This is a genomic window from Streptomyces sp. NPDC001406 (genome assembly GCF_042895285.1).
GTDB lineage: Bacteria > Actinomycetota > Actinomycetes > Streptomycetales > Streptomycetaceae > Streptomyces.
In genome coordinates, this window is the sequence record NZ_JBIAWG010000007.1 from 41,493 (window position 1) to 61,251 (window position 19,759).

Genomic DNA, 19,759 nt, shown 5'->3' on the forward strand with positions numbered 1-19,759 from the left:
TCGGGGGCGCGGGGCCGCTTCGCCGTCAGGTACCCGCGAGCGGCAGCGCGGCCGCGACCAGCTTCCCGTTGGCCGCCGCCTTGTCGAGCGCGTCCCGCAGCAGGTCCTCGCGGGGCTGACGCCCGATGGAGCCCACCGGAGCCGCGAACAGCAGCACCTGCTGGTGCTTGTTCGCCGCCGCCCGCCAGCCGTCCGTGACCTGCAGCGGCTGGTGCGCCTGCCACCAGGCGACCGGCTGACCGCCGTGGGTGCCGGGCTGGAGCACCGCGTGCAGCTGGCCCACCGCCAGCAGCACCGACCACCCGTGCAGCACCGGGGGCACCGCGCTGATCTGGGTCACCGGCATGTACCCCTGCTCGATGAGCAGCGGCAGGAAGTCGTCGCCCACGCCCGTGGTGCCGGGCCGCACGATCGGCGTGGTCGGCTCCACGACGAGCGCCGGGTGCAACTCCCCGGCGATCAGCACCAGTCCGCTGGTGACGCCGAGCACGGCCTGCTCGGGCACGGCCCGGTGCGCGTCTCCGCCGGGGGCGCTGTCCCCGTTGATGGAGCGGACCGCGCCCTGCAACTGCTCCTCGGTGACCTGGACGACCTGCGAGGGCAGGCAGGTGGCGTGGGCGAAGGCGAGGACGGCGGTCTCGTCCCCGATGAACAGGACGGTGCTGGTGCGCTCCTGCTCGGAGTCGCCCGGGGTGCGGCAGGACGTGCAGTCGTAACTGCCCGGGGCGTTCTCTCCGGCGAGCAGCCGGTCGGCTTCTTCGTCGCCGATCTCGGCGCGTACGGCGTCGCTGACGTCGAGCATGCGCGGCACGGTGGCTCCCTCGGGATGCGTGCGTGAAGGGCCGGGTGGCTCCCGGTCCATGAGCCCCGGGGGGATCCGGGCTCATGAAGGAGACAACGGGCGATCTGTGGCGGGGGTCACGCCCGGACGGGAACGGAATCGAACCATCCACCGCGCAGGGTTACATGCGGTACGGAATCGCCCACTCAAAGTCAACTCTTCGAATGGCAAAGGACTTTGAATCGGTGAAGTGGGTCACAGATCACCCGAGGGGCTGGTCGACAAATCAGGAAATCAGCGAATGAAGTGGGTGGCCGAAAATCGCCGATACCCGAGGTAACGGCGAACTGGCCTGGAATGACAAGGAGTTGGTTGATACCGGGTGGCCACGCTCCGTACATTCCTCCGCCGTGTGCAACGAGCACCGCTCGGGTACGTCCGCCGGCCGCGCACCAGGCAAGCAAGATCGCAGCACCGGCTCAGGCGGACGGGGCGAGCGCGAGCGACCGCGTCCATGCGCGGCGGCCGCGCCCCGCCTGTGGGGGACCCCGGGTCCGTGGAGAGGGAATTACATGTCCGAATGTGCCGATACCACTCGCAACTACGTCCGTGACGACAGCACCCGCGGCGAGACCGCCCGCAGGGCGCGTACGACGGCGGTCCTCGCCGGGGCGGCACTGCTCGCTCCGCTCGGGCTGCTGGCCGCCACCGGCAACGCCGCGGCGGCGGACGGCGGAGTGTGGGACCGCATCGCCCAGTGCGAGAGCGGCGGCAACTGGCACATCAACACCGGCAACGGCTACTACGGCGGACTCCAGTTCTCCGCCGGCACCTGGCGTGCCTACGGGGGCACGGCCTACGCGCCGACCGCCGACCGGGCCAGCAGGACCCAGCAGATCGCCGTGGCCACCAAGGTCCAGCACGCCCAGGGCTGGGGTGCCTGGCCGACCTGTTCGGCCCGGGCCGGAGCGTACGGCGCCGCACCCGCGGCGGGCTCCTCCGGTACGGCGGGCACCAAGAGCACGAACACCAAGAGCACGAACACCACGAACACCACGAAGGCGGCCCCGGCCAAGCCGTCGAAGGCGCCGAAGCGTTCGACCGGCCACACCAACCGCGGCTCGTCGCGCGACTCGTCCGGCGGCAACTACACCGTCCGCAAGGGCGACACGCTCAGCGGCATCGCCGCCCGGCACGGGACCACCTGGCAGCGGCTCTACGCCGCCAACAAGTCCGTCATCGGCGGTGATCCCGACATGATCGTGCCCGGGCAGCGCCTCTCGCTCTGAGCCGCTCCCCCTGTCCCGGGCACGACGCCCCACCCGGTCCACCGACCGGGTGGGGCGCTGCCCTTCGGCGACGGCGGCCTCAGGGGCGGACGGCACGCTCGCCCGCCTCGCCGCCGAACACGACAGCCCCGCGGCGCAGTTCGTACACGAACGCGGGCCGCCCGCGCAGCACCGGCGGCAGCCGCTGCTCGGCGACCACGACGCACGCGTCGAGCGCGCTCAGCAGCTCGTACGTACGCGCCGCCACCGCAGGGGACATGCCCTGCGCGGGCTCGTCGACGAGCAGCACACGCGCGCGTGCCAGCAGGGCACGGGAGAGCGCGAGCATCCGCTGCTCACCGCCGGACAGGGTGCCCGCGCGGCGGGGGAGCAGGGGGCGCAGCCGCGGATAGGCGTCGAGCGCCGAGTCGTACGCGGGCGCCATGAGTTCCAGGTTCTCCCGTACGGTCAGCGACCCGAACACGGCCTGCCGCTCGGGGACCAGGAACAGTCCGCGCCGGGCCCGTTCGTACGCGGGCACACGGGTCACGTCGACGCCGTCCCACACCACCGCCCCGCCGGACAGCGGCACGGTTCCGGCGAGCGCGCGCAGCACGGTGCTGCGACCGGAGCCGTTGCGGCCCAGCAGCACGGTCAGCCCCGGGCCCGGCGCGGCGAGGCTGACACCGTGCAGGGCCTCCAGGGGGCCGTAGCGCACGCGCGCGTGGCGCAGTGAGACGGTCATGGCCCGGCCGCCGCTTCGAGCGAGTCCAGCACCTGGCGGGGCGGGCCGGACGCGACGATGCGGCCCGCCGTCATGACGTGCACGACGTCGGCGATACCGGCGACCAGGTCGAGGTCGTGCTCGACGACCAGCAGGGCGGTGCCGTCGGCGGCCAGCGCGTCCAGCAGCCGGGCCAGCGCGGCCACTTCGACGGTGTCGAGCCCCGCGGCGGGCTCGTCGAGCAGCAGCACGCGGGGGCCGCCGGCCAGCGCCCGGGCCAGCTCGACCCGGCGCAGCGTGCCGGTGGGCAGCCCCGCGGCGGGCAGCGCCCGCACCGGCCCGTCGAGCCCGGCCAGCCGCAGCGCCCGCTCCACCGCGCCGGGGTCGGCGAGCCGGCCCTGCTCGGCACCCACCCGGACGTTCTCGGTCACGGTCAACGACGGGAACACGGCCAGCTGCTGGAAGGTCCGCGCGATCCCGAGCCGGGTGCGGGCATGGTCCGGCAGCCGGGTGATGTCCCGGCCACCGAACACGACCTGCCCGCGCGCGGGCCGCAGCGTCCCGGCCAGACAGTGGAACAGCGTGCTCTTGCCGGCCCCGTTGGGCCCGACGACGGCGGTGACCCGTCCGGGCCGGACCTCCAGATCGACACCGTCGAGGGCGGTGAAGCCGTCGTAGCGGGCGTGGAGGCGACGCGCAGCGAGCAGCGGGACCGCGGGGGGCGGGAGCGCGGCCGCCTCGGCCGTCGGGCGCGGCACGGCGGTGGCGCGCGACGGCCGCGGGCCGATGTGCGCGATGTGCGGCGCCGCCCGCGCGGCCGGTGGCCGCAGTCTCGCGCGCGCCCTCGTCCCCACCGCCGTGAGCCGCGCCCCGCGCCGCGGGCGCAGCCGCTGCCCGGCCGCACGCAGCGCCTCGTACGGCCCGCCGGGGAACCGTCCGACCAGCACCGCCAGCACCCCGATCAGCGCCGCCGCCACCCCGCCCCGGGCCCCCGCGTCGAGCCCCACCAGAAGAGCCGCGGCGGCCAGGGCGCCCAAGGTGCTGTCCGCGCCCAGGACCACGACCGCGGCGAACCACAGCAGTCCGCGCACGGGGTCGTACGCGCCGGGGTCGAACGCGCGCTGCCCCATGCCGAGCATGCCGCCGCCGAGAGCGGCAAGGGCGGCGCCCGAGACGAAGGCGAGGAGCTTCAGGGACGGGACCCGGACGCCCGCCGCCGACGCGCCCGCCTCGTGGTCCCGCATGGCGGCGAGGGCACGTCCGGTGCGACCCCGGCGCAGCGCGTGGGTCGCCAGCAGCGCGGCGGCCAGCAGGGCCAGTTCCAGGACGTAGTACGCGCGGTCCCCGTCGAAGCCCGCCGGGCGGTCCAGCGACAGCCCGGAGGTGGCGTACGGCTGCGCGAAGACGAAGCGGCTCACCCCGACGCCCACCGCGAACGTGGCCAGCGCCAGGGCCAGGCCGTGGCGGCCGATGGCGGGCCAGCCGGTCAGCAGGCCGAGCGGTGCGACCAGGGCCACCGCCACGGACAGCGCCGCCAGTTCGGGCAGCCGTGGCAGGCCTGGGAAGCGGCCCGCCGCGAGCAGCGCCGTGAACAGGGCGCCCAGCCCCGCGTACGCCGCCTGTCCCAGGGAGATCTGTCCGCCGCGGCCGGTGACGACCACCAGGGACAGCAGGATCACGCCGAGCGCCGGTACCTGGACCGAGGTGTGCAGGTCCGAGCCCGCGAAGCCGAGCGGCAACAGGAACAGCACCACGGCCACGATCCAGGCGCCGGGCGGGGTCGGCACGCGCGCGGTGGCCGAGCGCGGCAGGGCGTCACGCGTGCCGATGCCCGGCAGGACCAGGGCCGCGACCAGGAGCGCCACGACGAAGAGATTCGCCCCGACCGCCTGGAGCAGCTGCCCGCCCCAGCCCGTCGGGTGCAGCCGTGTCAACTGGCTCTGCCCGACCGCGACGCCGAGCGCCACCAGCACCGCAAGGGACAGGCTGCGCATCCGCGCGGCCACCGCGACCGCGACCACCTCCATGACGAGCAGCGGCAGACCGTACGGGTCGAGGCGCACGTACGGCGCGAGCAGCACGCCCGTCAGGCCCGCGGTGAACGAGCCGAACGCCCAGCCCGCCGCGGCCACCCGGTCCGCGTCGATGCCGCCCAGCACCGCCAGCTGCCGGTCGTCCACCACCGCCCGCAGCTCCCGCCCGAACCGGGTCCACCGGATCACCACGCCGACGCCCACCGCGAGCAGCAGCGCCACCGTCAACTGCCCCCACGGGTCCGCCGACACCAGCTCCGGCGCGTCGTCCCGTGCTCCCTGGCCCCACACCAGCGCCGCCCCGCCCACCAGCAGCACGAACACCCCGATGGACGCCACCAGGGTCTGCGCCGGATCGCCGCCCAGCACCGACAGCGGCCGGAAGACGAGACGTTCCAGCACCACACCGATCCCCGGCGCCAGCACGAGCAGCGTCGCCACCGCCCCGAGCCACAGCGGCCACCCCCACTCCACCACCGACTCCCGCAGCACGTACGCGCACACCATCGCGATCGCCCCGTGCGCGAAGTTGAGCACGCCGGTCGCGCGGTACGTCACGACCAGACCGATCCCGGTGAGCGCGGCGGCGCTGCCCACGGAGAGACCGGCGAGCGTGAGGTCGTACGTCAGCGAGGACACGGGTCCGCCACGGAATCCGGCTCGCAGATCGGGCACGGGCCGAGCGCACCGCTCGCCAGCAGCTTGCCGTCCACCGGGACCGCGCCCGGTTTCCCCGCCACCAAGGGGCAGTCCGCGCGGTGGTACAGCGTGCCGCCCGGCACCATCAGCGTCTCCCCGCCGACCGCCACGGGCGCGGCCGCCGCCTGCTCCGCCTCCTCGACGGCGACGGGTTCGGCGGCCACCAGCAGCCCGTACAACTCGTCCACGCGCGCGGCGGCGAGCGCGCTCCTGCCGTGTGTGAGCAGCACCGATCCGGCGATGATCAGAGCCGCGCCGGGTATCGTGCACGAGGCGAGATAGGGCAGTTGGCGCTCCGCGTACCGCTCGCCCGAGATGCCGTACCAGCCGATGACGCACAGCACGGCGCCCGCGGCCAGCGCGGCCCACCCGGCCCAGAGGACGGGGTGCACGGTCCGAGGTCGCGTTGTCCGCATCGCCGGCTCCCACACGTCATGTATCTGTCCATGTCGGCCAATGGCTTGCACTATGCCCTCTGGAAGCTGACCCTGAAAGCTCCGGGCGCACATGGCCCGGACGGACACCCGGTGGTGAGCCAGATGGTTCTCGGGAGCGACGTCAGGCGGGGACACACGACGACAGGGCGCGGCCCACGGGCGGCGGGACGGGGCACGGCACTGGCGGCCGCCCTGGTCCTCGTCCTCGCCCCGGCCCTGGCGGCATGCAGCGACGAGAGCGGCGGCAGCCAGAGCGCGCCCCCGACGCCCTCCGTGGAGAGGACGACCAGCGCCCCGGCGACCGCGCCCGCCGATCCGGCGGCCGCCGAGAAGGAGATCAGGCAGAACTGGAAGAAGTTCTTCGACCCGGCCACCGCCACGAAGGACAAGCAGACCGTCCTGGAGCACGGCGAGCGGATGTCCGCCGTGCTGAAGAGCTTCAACGGCGACAAGCGCGGCGGACAGGTCGCGGCCGAGGTGACCAAGGTCGAGTTCACCGGGCCGGCCGAGGCGACCGTGACGTACAGCCTGACCCTGAACGGTGCCACCGCCCTGCCCGACGCCTCCGGGACGGCCGTCCTCGAGGACGGCACCTGGAAGGTGTCCGACAACACGCTGTGCGCGCTGGTGCAGTTGAGCGGCGATGCCTCGCAGTCGGCGCACCCGGGCTGCTGAGACCGCTGCCGCGGTGCTGCTGCTCCTCGTGGGCACGGCCTGCGGCAGCCGGCTGCCCGAGAGCGACTGCGAGCACGACTCGCGGGCGCCCGCGCCCGGCGGCGCACCCCTGCGCGTCGGCATCATCACCAGCGCCACCAGCCCCGTCGGCGGCAACGCGTTCACCGGTCCGCGCGACGGCGCCAAGGCGTACTTCGACCGACTCAACGCGCGCGGGGGCATCGACGGCCGCCGGGTCGAGGTGCGCCTGTGCGACGACGGCGGCAGCGGGGTCGGCAACAACACGTGCGTGCACCGGCTGATCGACGAGGACAGGGTGGTCGCCCTGGTCGCCACCGCGTCCCTGGACTACGCGGGCGCCTCCCGCGTCTCCCACGCGCGCGTGCCCGACATCGGCGGACAGCCCATCGGCGCCGCCTACGACACCTGGCCGCACCTGTACGGCATCTACGGCAGCCTGGCACCCCGCGACGGCACACCGGGCTGGGGTGGGCAGCTGTACGGCGGCACGGAGGTGTACCGCTACTTCAAGCGGGAGAAGGGCGCCCGCACGGCCGCGGTCGTCTCCTACAACCAGGCCGCGTCCGCCGCCTACGCCCGGCTCGTCGAGCGGGGACTGAAGGCCGAGGGCTACAAGGTGGTCCCCGAACAGGTCGACTTCGCGCTGCCCAACTTCCGTGCCGTCGCCGCCGATCTGAAGGAGCAGGGCGCCGACCTGGTCTTCGACGCCATCGACACGCACGGCAACGCCCAGCTGTGCAAGGCGATGGACGACGTCGGCGCCCGGGTCGTGGCCAAGGTGACCAACGTCCAGAACTGGACGTCCGACGTCCCCGAGGACTACAGGGACTCCCCGCGCTGCCGCAACGCCCTGTGGGTGACCGGGGCCAGCCGCAACTACGAGGACACCGGTGACGCGGCCGTACGGGAGTTCCGGGACGCGACCAAGGGGCTGAGCACGCACTCCCAGTGGCAGCTGGAGGGCTGGGCGGCCGCGAGATGGTTCACCGACGCGGCCAGGGCCTGTGCGACGAAGGGCATCACGCGCGCGTGCGTCGACGACTTCGTGAACCGCGGGCGCGACTACACCGCGGACGGCCTGCTGATCCCGGTGTCGTTCGAGCGGCTTCCCGAGCCGCCGAAGACCCGCAGGGCATGCCTGTCGGTGGCCCGCTGGAAGGACGGCAGGGGCTGGGTGTCGCAGGGGGACATGAACAGCACCTGCTTCGACGTGCCGCAACTGCCCTACACGCCCTGATCGCGGACAGTGGTTGTCCGCGTTGGCTGGCAGACTCGGCGCCATGTTGGAGACCTCGGCACGACTGCTGCGCCTGCTCTCGCTCCTCCAGGCCCACCGCGAGTGGTCCGGCCCCGAGCTGGCCGAACGGCTGGGGGTCACCCCTCGCACGGTGCGCCGCGACGTGGACCGGCTGCGCGAGCTCGGCTACCCGGTCAACGCCAGCCCCGGCACCGGCGGCGGCTACCAGCTCGGCGCGGGGGCCGAACTGCCGCCGCTGCTCCTGGACGACGACGAGGCGGTCGCCGTCGCCGTGGGCCTGCGCACCGCCGCCGGGCAGGGCATCGAGGGCATCGGCGAGAGCTCCGTACGGGCCCTGGCGAAGCTGGAGCAGGTGCTGCCCGGCCGGCTGCGCCGCCGCGTGGGCGCCCTCAACGCCTTCACCGTGCCGATGCTGCGCGGACCGCAGCCCTCCACCGTCGACCCGGCCGTGCTCACCGAACTGGCCCACCTCTGCCGGGACGCGGAGCGTCTGCGCTTCGAGTACCGGGACCACGACGGTGCCTCGACCCGCCGTACGGTCGAACCGCACCGCCTGGTGTGCACCGAGCACCGCTGGTACCTGGTCGCCTGGGACCTCGACCGCGAGGACTGGCGCACGTTCCGCGCCGACCGCATCACGCCGAAGCCGCCGCACGGCCCGCGCTTCACGCCGCGCGAGCCCCCTGCCGAGGACCTCGCCGCCTATGTCTCCCGGGGCGTCTCCACGCGCGCGTACGCCGCCCACGCCGCCGTCCGCCTGCTGGTGCCCCTGGAGGTCGCCGCCCAGCGGATCTCGCCCTCGGCGGGGATGCTGGAGGCCGACGGCGCCGAGGCCTGCGTCCTGCGTGCCGGCGCCCCGAATCTCGACGTGATGGTCATTCACGTGATGATGACGGGCTTCGACTTCGAGGTGCTGGAGCCGGCCGAGCTCACCGAGTCGATCGGAACGATCCGGGACCGGCTGTCGCGCGCTCTGGAGCGATCCGCGTGAGCGGCGCGTGGCCGTGAGCCGAGGTTCGGGCGGTACGGGGGATCTGTGCCGAAGCGGTGAAATTCTTATGCGGTGTCAGCTCCCGCGCGTGTTGTGGATTCGGAATGGAATCGGGTTTGACAACCGCCCGTGTCCCGCGCTTCGGTCCCTTTCCGTCCGGCTTTTCGAAGGGCCGTCCCGACACGCGGGGAATTTCGCTCGAATGCGCCGGGAAGGCGCACGCAACCGCTCGGACGTGTGACGCGGTCGAACCAAAACGCGTGTCGTGATCCTGTGACAGAAGTGTGACCGGAGGGGGACGGTCGCCTTCTCCGGCTCGTGACTTCCGTGGCCGCCGGACCTGGCCTAGCGTGGCCGCATGGCACCGATTCCCACTCCGTCAGCGGAGCCCCAGGACAGTCCGGAAGGGTACGTCGGCCTCGACGCGGCGAGCGCCGAGCGGCTCGCGCGCGAGCGGGGGTGGTCGACGGTGCGGTCGCTGCCGCCGGGCGCGATCATCACCATGGAGTACCGGGCGGGACGGATGAACTTCGAGGTGCGGGACGGCCGGGTGGCGCGGGCCTGGAAGGGCTGAACCGACCACGGCGAAGGCCCCTGCTCCTGGATCGAGGAGCAGGGGCCTTCGCTCTGGCGGGGGTTGGGTGTGCGTACCGGCCCCGCTGTGCCGTTTGCGGTCAGCCGCCCGTCACCGGGCGGGCCGCCGGGGCGGTGCCGCGCGGCACGCGGTCCGAGTGCGGCGGGCGGCGGCTGCCCGCCGGGGTGACGGGAGTGCGCTCGGAGCGGGCCGTGTGCGGGCCCGGCGCCAGATGGATCGGCGCGCGGGGCGAGCGGACCGAGGCGGCCGGTTCGCGCTCCGGGGCCGGCTCCTCGGCGGGCACGGTCCGCGGCTTGAGCACCACGGGAGCGACCGGGAGCGCCGGAGCGGGCACCGTACGACCGCGGCGGGCGCGCCAACGGTCGCGCTGGTCGAAGATCGCGATCTCGGCCTTGGCGATCAGCGGTTCGCACCACGGCAGGGCGAGCAGGATCAGCAGACCGGCGGCCCAGCCCAGCAACACGTCGCTCAGCCAGTGCGTACCGAGGTAGACGGTGGTGAGGCCGACGCCGAGCGAGGTGACCGCCGACAGCGCGGACAGCCAGCGGCGCGCTCTCGGGGTGGAGGCCAGATAGGCCAGGATTCCCCAGGTCACCACCGCGTTGGCGGTGTGGCCGCTGGGGAATATATCGCCGCCCAGGCCCATCTCGCTCGAACCGATCGTGGTGGCGTAGTGCGGGCCGAGACGGCCCATGCCGAGCTTGGCGGCGCCGACCGTGATGTTGAGCAGCAGCAGTGACGCACCGAGGGTGAGCAGCGGGCGGAGCGTGTGCTGCCGCCAGGAGCGCCAGCCGAGCCACGCGGCGACCATCACGGCGGTGGGGCCGCGCTGGCCGAGCACCACGTAGTAGTCGAGGAAGGCGTGGATCTCCGGCCACTGCTGGTAGGGCCGGAAGAACATGACCTGCCAGTCGAGCCGGACCAGCCAGGACGTGATCACGATGGCCCACACGATCGCCAGATAGAAGGCGAGGGTCGCGGTGAACAGCACGACCCGGTGCCGGCTCATCCTCGGCACATCGATGTGGGCCGGTCGTTCCGGCTCACGGTCCAGCCTGGCGAACACCCGGTCCAGACGGGTGAGGTTTCGTTCGGTACGCACCCAAAGGACGTTACAGCGAGTGAGCTCCGACCCCGGTCGAATCACCGGCTTTGTGATGACGATGTGATGTGGGAAACCTCTCAGCAGCCGCCATATTCCAGAGGAATCCGCAATCTCCGTCGGTCGTTCCCTTCAATTCCTTTGATCATGCCGGGGGTTGGTTTTATGGCGCTTATGAATTCGTTCACCGAAGCATGGGGTGGATTTCTCCGTCCGCTCATCGGCCGTTCCGAGATGATCATGGTGGACCGGATCCATTGAGCCAGAACGCGCCGTAGACGGCCGACGCCACCGCCACACCGGCCGTGACCAGCACCGCTCTTGACGTGCGCAGCCGGGCCAGGGCCAGGGCGAGCGGCAGGAGCAGAGGGAAGGCGGGCAGCAGGAGGCGCGGCTTGGAGCCGAAGTAACTCGACGCACACAGCGCGAGCGCGGTGACGACACCCGTGTACACCAGCAGTGGAAGCGGCTGGCGCTGCCGTACGCCGATCACGTACAGCCAGATCACCAGGCCCACTCCGACGATCAGTCCCAGCCCGGCGAGTGCCGACGGAAATGACGTGAACTTGTCGGCGACAAAGCGGGCGAAGGCATATCCGCCGTCGAAGCCGTTGCGCCAGCCCGCCTGGACGTCCAGATAGCCGAGCGGGCCCTTGCCGGTGTGATGGCCGACCCACAGGACATAGGCGGCGGCACCGAGGGGAGCGAGGAGCATGCCGAGGGCGCGGCGCGCGACGGGCGCGCCGGAAGGGATGGATGGGGCGCGTGTTGCGTCCGGTGCGCCGTCGGTTGTCACGACGCGCGGGGCGCGGACGGCGCTGGCGGCATCGGGGGCGTGCTCGTCGCCCCGTGCGCCGTCTGCCACAGCCGCGCGCCGATCTCGCACGAACGAGGCAATGCCCGCCGTCCACACCGCGGCCACCACGGCGAGCCCCACCGGACGGGTCAGCCCGGCGAACGCGGCCAGCAGACCGGCACCCACCCAGCGGCCGGTCAGCACGGCGTACAGCGACCAGGCGGCGAGGGCGGTGAACAACGACTCGCTGTACGCCATCGACTGCACGATCCCGACCGGCAGCACCGCCCACAGCAGTACGGCGCACACCCCGGCCCGCCGCCCGTACACATGGTCCGCGACCGCGAAGATCCCCCAGGCCGCGGCGAGCGAGGCGACCACGCTCACGACGAGGCCCGCGTCCGCGTACGACAGCGGCGTGAGCGCGTGCACCAGCCGCTCCAGCCAGGGCAGCAGCGGAAAGAAGGCCAGGTTGGAGTGGACGTCGCCGTTCGGCAGCCGCACCTCGTAGCCATAGCCCAGCTCCGCGACCCGCGTGTACCAGAGGGCGTCCCAGCGCGCGGTCAGCAGCGTGTGCGCGCTCTTGCCGCGTGCCGCGCTCCACACCGCCAGCACGAGCAGGTCCAGGACACGCACGGCCGCGTACCCGAGCAGAGCCGGGGCCGCCCGGCGCAGGAGCGCGAACCGGGGTGCCACGCGCGTTTCAAGATCGGTCACGGGCTCGATTATCGACCGGCGGCGGAACCGGACAGCTCACCGGGGCGTGGTCAAGGGAGGCGGGTAGTGGCGTACGCCACAAGGGTTCCGCGTGGAGTGTGAGAGGTCGGCCACGCTCAGCCGGAACGAACTCGCGTACGCTGACGTGTCACTCGCGTTGGTATGCGCAGGCCGGAGACACCGCTCCTCGCCGGCCGTACGACGGGTAGTCCCCACCCGCCGATCCGCCGCACGCGAGGGGTTCATCTGGGAGGTACGTGCATGTCCGGGACGACCACGGCTGCCGTTCGGCTGCGCCGTCGGACGGCCGGGGTGCGTGCCAACCGCTGGGTCGTCCTCGTCGTCCTCTGCGTCAGCCTGCTCCTGGTCGCCCTCGACGCGACCGTGCTGCACGTGGCCGTGCCCGCGGTCACCGAGGACCTCAGGCCCGGTGCCATAGAACTGCTCTGGATCGTCGACGCCTATCCGCTTATCTGCGCGTCGCTGCTGATCCTCTTCGGCACGCTCGGCGACCGGGTGGGCCGCAGACGGATTCTCCTTCTCGGGTACGCCCTGTTCGGCGTCGCATCCGCCGTGGCGGCCGTCGCGCCGAGTGCCCATGTACTGATTCTGGCCCGCGCGCTGCTCGGCGTCGGCGGCGCGATGATCATGCCCGCCACGCTGTCGATCCTGCGCCAGGTCTTTCCCGACCGGCGGGAGCGGGCGCTGGCGATCGGCATCTGGAGCGCGGTCGCGGCGGTCGGCGCGGCGGTCGGTCCGCTGCTCGGCGGCTTCCTGCTCGAACACTTCTGGTGGGGCTCGGTGTTCCTGGTGAACATCCCCCTGATGCTGGTCAGCCTGCCGGTGGGCCGACTGCTGCTGCCCGAGTCGAGGGGCGAGCGCAACGGCCCCTGGGACGTGGTCGGCGCGCTGACGGCGGCGGCCGGGCTGTTCGCTCTGGTGCTGGGTGTGAAGCGGCTCGGCGGCGGGGAGCCGGTGGCGAGCGTGTTCACGCTGGTGCCGCTGGTTCTCGGCGCGCTGCTGATGACGCTGTTCGTCCGCCGTCAGCGACGGCGCCCGCATCCGCTGGTGGATCTGCGGATGTTCGCGCGGCCGGCGTTCAGCACGTCGGTGGGGTGCATCGTGCTGGCGATGCTCGCGCTGGTGGGCCTGGAGCTGATCGCGGCGCAGTATCTGCAGTTGGTGCTCGGGCTGTCGCCGCTGGAGACGGGACTGCGGCTGCTGCCGCTGACGATCGCGGCGATGGCTGCGGGGCTCGCGGGCGCGCGCATGCTGCGCCGGTTCGGGCCGCGGCGGATGGTGTGCTTCGGGTTCCTCCTCACCGCCGCGGGGGTGCTGACGCTGACGGCAATGGGCGGCGAGGACAACACGGGGCTACTGCTGGCCGGTTTCGTCGTGCTCGGCTTCGGGCTGGAGACGACGCTCTTCGGGGCGTACGAGTCGATGCTGAGCGAGGCGCCCGCGGAGCAGGCCGGTGGGGCGGCGGCGATCGGGGAGACCTCGTACCAGCTGGGGGCGGGGATCGGGATCGCGCTTCTCGGGAGCGTGATGAACGCGGCGTACGCGCCCGGGCTCGCTGCGGTGCCGGGTGTGCCGGCGTCGGCGTCCGCGGCGGCGGGGCATTCGCTGGGGGAGGCGTACGGCGTCGCCGCGCGGCTCGGGGGGTCGGCCGGGGTGGCTCTGCGCCGGGCGGCGCGGGACTCCTTTGTGCATGGTCTGCATGTCACGTTGCTGGTGAGCGCGGGGTTGTTGCTGCTCGGGGCGGTGATGGCGGTGCGGTTGCCGCGGGTCATGCAGTGCGAGGAGGAGGCGGCGGCAGCCGTTGAGGTGCCGGCGCCCAGGGAGCCGGCGAGGACGCGCGTCTCGGCGTAGCGCTGGGGGGTTGTTCGCCGTTTGCGGCTGTCCGTGCGTGGGTTGTGTTCTCCCACCCGCGCACCGCCCGTGACAGTCGGCTGAGAGGCCGGCCTTTCCCGTGGGGGTTCTCACAGAGGGTGGGAGAGTGTGGACTGGACGTTCGGTTGGTTGCGTCGTAACGTCTGGGATGAGTCGTGACTAGCGGTGCTAGTTTTTATCTCGTGCCGGAGGGTGTTCCATGTCCGCGTCCTCGAAGTTGCCCCCGTTCGACCCCGCCGACCCCCTCGGGATCGACGACCTGCTGGACCCGGAGGACCTCGCCATCCGGGACACCGTGCGAAGCTGGGCCGCGGACCGCGTCCTGCCGTACATCGCCGACTGGTACGAGAAGGGCGAGCTGCCCGGCATCAGGGAGCTGGCCCGCGAGCTCGGTGGGATCGGGGCGCTCGGGATGTCCCTCGACGGATACGGCTGCGCCGGTGCCTCCGCCGTGCAGTACGGACTCGCCTGTCTGGAGTTGGAGGCCGCCGACTCGGGCATCCGGTCCCTCGTCTCCGTACAGGGATCCCTCGCCATGTACGCCATTCACCGGTTCGGGAGCGAAGAGCAGAAGCAGCAGTGGCTGCCCCGTATGGCCGCCGGCGAGGTCATCGGCTGCTTCGGGCTCACCGAGCCCGACCACGGCTCCGACCCCGCCTCCATGCGCACCCACGCCAAGCGCGACGGCGGCGACTGGGTGCTCAACGGGCGGAAGATGTGGATCACCAACGGGTCGGTGGCGGGAGTCGCCGTCGTCTGGGCGCAGACCGACGACGGCATCCGCGGCTTCGTCGTGCCCACCGACGCCCCCGGATTCTCCGCGCCCGAGATCAAGCACAAGTGGTCCCTGCGCGCCAGTGTCACCAGCGAACTCGTCCTCGACGACGTACGGCTGCCCGCCGACGCCGTGCTCCCGGAGGTCGTAGGGCTGCGCGGTCCGCTCAGCTGTCTCTCGCACGCCCGGTACGGCATCGTCTGGGGAGCCATGGGCGCGGCCCGCAGCTCTTTCGAGGCGGCTGTCGAATACGCGAAGACGCGGGAGCAGTTCGGGCGGCCCATCGGGGGCTTCCAGCTCACCCAGGCCAAACTCGCCGACATGGCGGTCGAACTGCACAAGGGAATCCTGCTCGCCCATCATCTGGGGCGGCGCATGGACGCCGGCCGCCTGCGTCCCGAGCAGGTCAGCTTCGGCAAGCTCAACAACGTACGGGAGGCGATCGAGATCTGCCGTACGGCGCGGACGATCCTCGGTGCCAACGGGATCTCGCTCGAATACCCCGTCATGCGGCACGCGACCAACCTCGAATCGGTGCTCACCTATGAGGGCACCGTCGAGATGCACCAGCTCGTGCTGGGCAAGGCACTCACCGGACTCGACGCCTTCCGCTGACCCGGCCCCTCAGGCCGAGGCAGGGCCGGCGAGCGGCCCTGCCTCAGCTCTGGTTGAAGAAGCCGTCCGAGCGGTGGGCCGACGCCTCGCCGCTGACGATCTCCGTGTTCGCCGGCGTCAGCAGGAAGACGCGGGTGGCGACCCGCTCGATCGTGCCGCGCAGGCCGAAGGTCAGTCCGGCCGCGAAGTCGACCACGCGCTTGGCGTCGGCCGGCTCCATCGCCGTGAGGTTCATGATGACCGGGACCCCCTCCCGGAACAGCTCGCCGATGGCACGCGCGTCCCGGAAGCTGTCCGGGGTGACCGTGCCGATGCGGCGGCCCCTCTCCTCGGCGACGTCCGAGGCCACCTTGACCCGCGGGTCGGTGACCCAGGCATCCCCGGGCTGCTCGGTCCCTTCGGAGTAGTCGTCGTCGTAGTAACGCTCGTCGTCGTTGTCGTCGACGAGGCCAAGCCAGGCACTCGCTTTGCGTACCGATCCCATGGACGCCTCCTCTCACAGCGGTCCTTCTTGCTTTTCGCATCCCTATGGTCGTCCATGATGCGGATGGCGCGCCAAGTGGATAGACGCCGCGCGGGGGGTTTGTGACGGTACTGGTGCACAGCCCATCCGTCGAGAGCCCAAGTGCCCCAAGGGTCGTTCTCTATACGGCTGCTGACTGAGAGTGAAATATTATTGTCGGTGGCGTCCGGGTGATGAATGGCGCGTCTGGGTGAGTCGCGGGGCTGCTGCGAGATGACAGTCGGTCGATACGATGCCGCAGCTCAACGTCGTACAGCTCACGGGGGATCGTTGTGTTCGGAATCGTCAGGCCCTGCAGCCACCGGCTCGGGGAGAGCCTCAAGACCCAGTGGATGGCGCACTTGTGCGGGCTGTGCCTCGCGCTGCGTGGTGACCACGGACAGTTCGCACGCGTCGTGACGAACTATGACGGGCTTCTCATATCGGTTTTGACGGAGGCTCAGGCCGTGAACGCCAGGAAGGCGGGCACGGCCGGGGCGGCGGGGACGGCCGGAGGGTGGCGGCGTACGGCCGGACCCTGCCCGTTGCGCGGTATGCGGACCGCCTCCGTCGCACAGGGTGAGGGCGCGCGGCTCGCGGCGGCCGTCTCGCTGGTGCTCGCCTCGGCCAAGGTGCGCGATCATGTCGCCGACCGGGACGGACTGCTGGCCCGCAAGCCGGTGGCGCTCGCCGCGCGTCGGGTGGCCGACAACTGGGGGCGGGCCGGCGCGCGCGGCGGGTCCGCCGTCGGCTTCGACACGGCCCTGCTCGTCGACGCCGTCGACCGGCAGGTCGGCATCGAGGCCCTCGCGGGACCGGGAACGCCGGTCCTGACGGTGACCGAGCCGACCGAGACCGCGACCGCCGCCGCCTTCGCCCACACCGCGGTGCTGGCCGGGCGGCCGGGCAACGCCGCGCCGCTCGCCGAGGCCGGGCGCCTCTTCGGGCGGCTGGCGCACCTCCTGGATGCCGTGGAGGACCGGGAGGCCGACGCCGCGTCCGGCGCCTGGAACCCGCTCACCGCGACCGGTACCTCCCTCACCGAGGCCCGCCGGCTTGCCGACGACGCGCTGCACGGCATCCGGCTCGCCCTGCGCGAGGTGGAGTTCGTCGACGGCAAGCTGGCGCATCTGCTGCTCGTGCACGAGCTGGGGCGCTCGGTGGACCGGGCGTTCGGGACCACGTCGTGCGGGCACGCGCCCGAGGCCTCCTTCGGGTCGCCGCAGGGCCCCTACGCGCCCCAGGCGCCGGGCAACCCCTACGGCAACCCCTTCGGCGGTGAGCCTCCGCGCCCGGACAAGCGGGGCTTGTGGGCCGGGTGCGCGGCGGCCCTCGGGCTGTGCTGCACCTGCAAGGTGTGCTGCGCCGACGAGTACGAGGGTGCCTGGTCGCGCAGGAAGCGCGAGGGCTGGTGCGGCAATTGCGACTGCGACTGCTCATGCTGCGAGGCATGCGAGTGCTGTGAATGCTGCGAGTGCTGCTCGTGCTGCGACTGCGGGGTGTGACGCGAGAGCGCGCCGCCGTGACTGGGGGAGTGTCAGGACCGTATGTCCATCGGAATGGTTGACTTTTGGACATCCCCGGCCGCTGGTCGCTCGACGGGGACACGGCCGTGCGCCGGTATTGTGACGGACAGTCATCTCCCCCAGACCACCCCGGGATCGCACAAAGTTCGCACAGATCGCACACGGTCGCACGGCCGAAAGGAGCCCTTGCGCCGACCGGTCGTTCGACCGAATACTCCCCTTCAGCGCTTGTCAGGGCACTGTGTGTTCGAAACCCGGGCGCTCTCCCTGGCTGCGCCTCACGGGCCCCGACCCCACGCGGGCCCCCGACTTCCCCTGGGAGGGAACGAAAAGTGAGGATCAAGCGCACCACTCCCCACAGCGGTATCGCGAGACGGACCCGGTTCATCGCCCTGGTCTCCGGATTCGTGGCCGCAGCCGCGTTCGCCGCCCCCACGGCAAGCGCGAGTGACGCCCACACGTTCAGCGCCACCCAGCTCACCAAGGCGAGCGACTCCGTCCTGAAGGCCGACGTGGCCGGCACGGCCTGGGCGGTGGACAGCAAGACCAACCGGGTCGTCGTCACCGTCGACAGCACCGTCTCCAAGGCCGAGATCGCCAAGATCAAGCGGCAGGCCGGGGCCGACTCCGGGGCTCTCACCATCAAGCACACCTCCGGCAAGTTCAACAAGCTCATCACCGGCGGCGACGCCATCTACGGCGGTTCCTACCGCTGCTCGCTCGGCTTCAACGTGCACCGAGGCAGCACGTACTACTTCCTGACCGCCGGTCACTGCGGTGAGGTCGCCTCCACCTGGTACAGCAACTCGTCCCACGCCACGGTGCTGGGCACGAACACCGGTTACAGCTTCCCGGGCAACGACTTCGCGCTGGTGCGCTACACCAACTCCTCGATCGCGCACCCGAGCGCGGTCGGCAGCCAGACCATCAGCAGCGCGGCCACCCCGTCCGTGGGCACGACCGTCTACCGGCGCGGCTCCACCACCGGCACCCACAGCGGCCGGGTCACCGCGCTGAACGCCACGGTCAACTACGGCAGCGGTGACATCGTCTACGGTCTGATCCAGACCACGGTGTGCGCCGAGGGCGGCGACAGCGGCGGTCCGCTCTACGCGGGCAGCGTGGCCTACGGTCTGACCTCCGGCGGCAGCGGCAACTGCACCTCCGGCGGCACGACCTTCTTCCAGCCGGTCACCGAGGCACTGAGCTACTACGGCGTGACCCTTCCCTGACGGGTCGGCTCCGTTGGTCCCCGCACGCAACCGGCGTGCGGGGGCTCCCTCTTGTCCGGGTTGCGGAGTTACCTTCGAAGGACAGGAAGTGCTCTCCTGAACACTCCCACTTCGGACCCCTGGGGGCCGGCATGGTCGAGGAGCTGGTGGCGGCGGGAGCGACCCTTGTGGCCGCCGGAGCGGTGTATGTGATGGCCGCGGCCCGGGTCGTCAAACAGTACGAGCGGGGCGTGGTGTTCCGGCTCGGCAAGCTCCGTCCGGAGGTCCGTGGGCCGGGGTTCACCCTCATCGTCCCCGTCGTGGACCGGCTCCAGAAGGTCAACATGCAGGTCGTGACGATGCCGGTGCCCGCGCAGGAGGGCATCACCCGGGACAATGTGACGGTGCGGGTGGACGCGGTGGTCTACTTCAAGGTGACCGGGCCGGCCGAGGCGGTCGTCCGGGTCGAGGACTACCGGTTCGCGGTCTCGCAGATGGCGCAGACCTCCCTGCGCTCGATCATCGGCAAGAGCGAGCTGGACGATCTGCTGTCCAACCGGGAAAAGCTCAACCAGGGGCTTGAGTTGATGATCGACAGCCCGGCCGTGGAGTGGGGTGTCACCATCGACCGCGTCGAGATCAAGGACGTGTCGCTGCCCGAGACCATGAAGCGGTCCATGGCCCGGCAGGCCGAGGCCGACCGTGAGCGGCGGGCGCGGGTCATCAATGCCGACGCCGAGTTGCAGGCGTCGAAGAAGCTGGCGGAGGCGGCCCAGCAGATGCAGGACACGCCCGCCGCGCTGCAACTGCGGCTGCTGCAGACGGTGGTGGCGGTGGCGGCCGAGAAGAACTCCACCCTGGTGCTGCCGTTCCCGGTGGAGCTGCTGCGGTTCCTGGAGAAGGCGCAGCAGCTGCCTCCGGCATCCGGAGGATCGAATTCCAGCCAGGGCTGATGTCACTGACCGCTCATCAGTTACTCGCACGTAGTGTTTGCAGTGCGAATTTTCCCGTGGTGGCCGTGGGTGGTCCGAGGCGGAGGGGCGCGAGGCACCCGTCTACGCGCGTCCTGAACTCGACCTTGTGCGCTCCCTGTGGGGTTCGGAAGAGTAGGCGCCCGTCAACCAGCCTTCCGGCCCGTAA

General features: G+C 71.8%; 17 protein-coding genes. 10 read left to right on the plus strand and 7 right to left on the minus strand.

All coding sequences use genetic code 11. The features are described 5' to 3' along the window. Positions 1-25: 25 nt before the first annotated feature. Positions 26-811: a hypothetical protein gene (locus ACFY1J_RS18010; protein WP_390712197.1), complete on the minus strand. Its 786-nt coding sequence runs from the start codon at positions 809-811 to the stop codon at positions 26-28. A gap of 542 nt (positions 812-1,353) precedes the next feature. On the opposite strand from ACFY1J_RS18010, the gene ACFY1J_RS18015 reads away from it, so the two are divergent. Then, positions 1,354-2,070 carry a transglycosylase family protein gene (locus tag ACFY1J_RS18015; protein ID WP_390731512.1) on the plus strand — a complete coding sequence of 239 codons (717 nt, stop codon included), beginning with the start codon at positions 1,354-1,356 and terminating at the stop codon, positions 2,068-2,070. 79 nt (positions 2,071-2,149) lie between these two features. Here the strand turns inward: ACFY1J_RS18015 and ACFY1J_RS18020 are convergent, their stop codons facing one another. From ACFY1J_RS18020 to ACFY1J_RS18030, 3 genes are read right to left on the minus strand one after another with little or no spacing between them, the layout of a single operon-like run. After that, entirely contained in the window at positions 2,150-2,794 is a 645-nt protein-coding gene (locus tag ACFY1J_RS18020) for an ATP-binding cassette domain-containing protein (RefSeq protein ID WP_390712199.1), read from the minus strand. Then, positions 2,791-5,445: an ATP-binding cassette domain-containing protein gene (locus ACFY1J_RS18025; protein WP_390731599.1), complete on the minus strand. Its 2,655-nt coding sequence runs from the start codon at positions 5,443-5,445 to the stop codon at positions 2,791-2,793. The genes ACFY1J_RS18020 and ACFY1J_RS18025 overlap by 4 nt, the downstream gene beginning before the upstream one ends. Then, positions 5,433-5,921 (minus strand): hypothetical protein, encoded by a 489-nt coding sequence (locus ACFY1J_RS18030; RefSeq protein WP_390712200.1) that lies wholly within the window; start codon positions 5,919-5,921, stop codon positions 5,433-5,435. Before ACFY1J_RS18030 ends, ACFY1J_RS18025 begins: the two co-directional genes overlap by 13 nt. A 123-nt stretch (positions 5,922-6,044) precedes the next feature. On the opposite strand from ACFY1J_RS18030, the gene ACFY1J_RS18035 reads away from it, so the two are divergent. The 4 genes from ACFY1J_RS18035 (at position 6,045) to ACFY1J_RS18050 (ending at position 9,461) form a co-directional block, all read left to right on the plus strand. Next, complete coding sequence (locus tag ACFY1J_RS18035) at positions 6,045-6,617, plus strand: hypothetical protein (protein ID WP_390712201.1); 573 nt, start codon at positions 6,045-6,047, stop codon at positions 6,615-6,617. Next, entirely contained in the window at positions 6,586-7,875 is a 1,290-nt protein-coding gene (locus ACFY1J_RS18040) for an ABC transporter substrate-binding protein (RefSeq protein WP_390712202.1), read from the plus strand. Before ACFY1J_RS18035 ends, ACFY1J_RS18040 begins: the two co-directional genes overlap by 32 nt. Positions 7,876-7,918: 43 nt before the next feature. Continuing rightward, positions 7,919-8,887: a helix-turn-helix transcriptional regulator gene (locus ACFY1J_RS18045; protein WP_390712203.1), complete on the plus strand. Its 969-nt coding sequence runs from the start codon at positions 7,919-7,921 to the stop codon at positions 8,885-8,887. Positions 8,888-9,245: 358 nt separating this feature from the next. After that, complete coding sequence (locus tag ACFY1J_RS18050) at positions 9,246-9,461, plus strand: I78 family peptidase inhibitor (protein WP_390712204.1); 216 nt, start codon at positions 9,246-9,248, stop codon at positions 9,459-9,461. Between the two features lie 100 nt (positions 9,462-9,561). Here the strand turns inward: ACFY1J_RS18050 and ACFY1J_RS18055 are convergent, their stop codons facing one another. Together ACFY1J_RS18055 and ACFY1J_RS18060 are read right to left on the minus strand one after the other, a co-directional pair. Then, on the minus strand, positions 9,562-10,584 hold the full coding sequence (locus ACFY1J_RS18055) for a phosphatase PAP2 family protein (RefSeq protein WP_390712205.1): 1,023 nt from the start codon (positions 10,582-10,584) through the stop codon (positions 9,562-9,564). A gap of 238 nt (positions 10,585-10,822) precedes the next feature. Continuing rightward, entirely contained in the window at positions 10,823-12,097 is a 1,275-nt protein-coding gene (locus ACFY1J_RS18060) for a mannosyltransferase family protein (protein WP_390731513.1), read from the minus strand. A 261-nt stretch (positions 12,098-12,358) separates the two neighbouring features. Here ACFY1J_RS18060 and ACFY1J_RS18065 point away from each other — a divergent pair, with 261 nt between their 5' ends. After that, positions 12,359-13,969 carry an MFS transporter gene (locus ACFY1J_RS18065; RefSeq protein WP_390712207.1) on the plus strand — a complete coding sequence of 537 codons (1,611 nt, stop codon included), beginning with the start codon at positions 12,359-12,361 and terminating at the stop codon, positions 13,967-13,969. Between the two features lie 220 nt (positions 13,970-14,189). Then, positions 14,190-15,380, plus strand: coding sequence for an acyl-CoA dehydrogenase family protein (locus ACFY1J_RS18070; protein ID WP_390712208.1), 1,191 nt, complete (start codon positions 14,190-14,192; stop codon positions 15,378-15,380). Between the two features lie 43 nt (positions 15,381-15,423). On the opposite strand, the gene ACFY1J_RS18075 is transcribed toward ACFY1J_RS18070, so the two are convergent. Next, positions 15,424-15,864, minus strand: a complete 441-nt coding sequence (locus ACFY1J_RS18075; protein WP_263207075.1) for a cell division protein SepF — start codon at positions 15,862-15,864, stop codon at positions 15,424-15,426. A 311-nt stretch (positions 15,865-16,175) separates the two neighbouring features. Here ACFY1J_RS18075 and ACFY1J_RS18080 point away from each other — a divergent pair, with 311 nt between their 5' ends. The 3 genes from ACFY1J_RS18080 to ACFY1J_RS18090 all read left to right on the plus strand — a co-directional run bounded on the left by ACFY1J_RS18080 (position 16,176) and on the right by ACFY1J_RS18090 (position 19,572). Beyond that, positions 16,176-17,387 carry a DUF5685 family protein gene (locus ACFY1J_RS18080; RefSeq protein WP_390731514.1) on the plus strand — a complete coding sequence of 404 codons (1,212 nt, stop codon included), beginning with the start codon at positions 16,176-16,178 and terminating at the stop codon, positions 17,385-17,387. A gap of 353 nt (positions 17,388-17,740) precedes the next feature. Beyond that, positions 17,741-18,640, plus strand: coding sequence for a S1 family peptidase (locus ACFY1J_RS18085; RefSeq protein WP_390731515.1), 900 nt, complete (start codon positions 17,741-17,743; stop codon positions 18,638-18,640). A gap of 131 nt (positions 18,641-18,771) precedes the next feature. Further along, complete coding sequence (locus ACFY1J_RS18090) at positions 18,772-19,572, plus strand: slipin family protein (protein ID WP_390712211.1); 801 nt, start codon at positions 18,772-18,774, stop codon at positions 19,570-19,572. Positions 19,573-19,759 lie beyond the last annotated feature (187 nt).

Coding starts and splice junctions, on each gene's coding strand:
- ACFY1J_RS18070 (WP_390712208.1), top strand. CDS start 14,190: ATGTCCGCGTCCTCGAAGTTGCCCCCGTTCGACCCCGCCGACCCCCTC.
- ACFY1J_RS18040 (WP_390712202.1), top strand. CDS start 6,586: ATGCCTCGCAGTCGGCGCACCCGGGCTGCTGAGACCGCTGCCGCGGTG.
- ACFY1J_RS18045 (WP_390712203.1), top strand. CDS start 7,919: ATGTTGGAGACCTCGGCACGACTGCTGCGCCTGCTCTCGCTCCTCCAG.
- ACFY1J_RS18035 (WP_390712201.1), top strand. CDS start 6,045: ATGGTTCTCGGGAGCGACGTCAGGCGGGGACACACGACGACAGGGCGC.
- ACFY1J_RS18030 (WP_390712200.1), bottom strand. CDS start 5,921: ATGCGGACAACGCGACCTCGGACCGTGCACCCCGTCCTCTGGGCCGGG.
- ACFY1J_RS18075 (WP_263207075.1), bottom strand. CDS start 15,864: ATGGGATCGGTACGCAAAGCGAGTGCCTGGCTTGGCCTCGTCGACGAC.
- ACFY1J_RS18090 (WP_390712211.1), top strand. CDS start 18,772: ATGGTCGAGGAGCTGGTGGCGGCGGGAGCGACCCTTGTGGCCGCCGGA.
- ACFY1J_RS18015 (WP_390731512.1), top strand. CDS start 1,354: ATGTCCGAATGTGCCGATACCACTCGCAACTACGTCCGTGACGACAGC.
- ACFY1J_RS18065 (WP_390712207.1), top strand. CDS start 12,359: ATGTCCGGGACGACCACGGCTGCCGTTCGGCTGCGCCGTCGGACGGCC.
- ACFY1J_RS18020 (WP_390712199.1), bottom strand. CDS start 2,794: ATGACCGTCTCACTGCGCCACGCGCGCGTGCGCTACGGCCCCCTGGAG.
- ACFY1J_RS18050 (WP_390712204.1), top strand. CDS start 9,246: ATGGCACCGATTCCCACTCCGTCAGCGGAGCCCCAGGACAGTCCGGAA.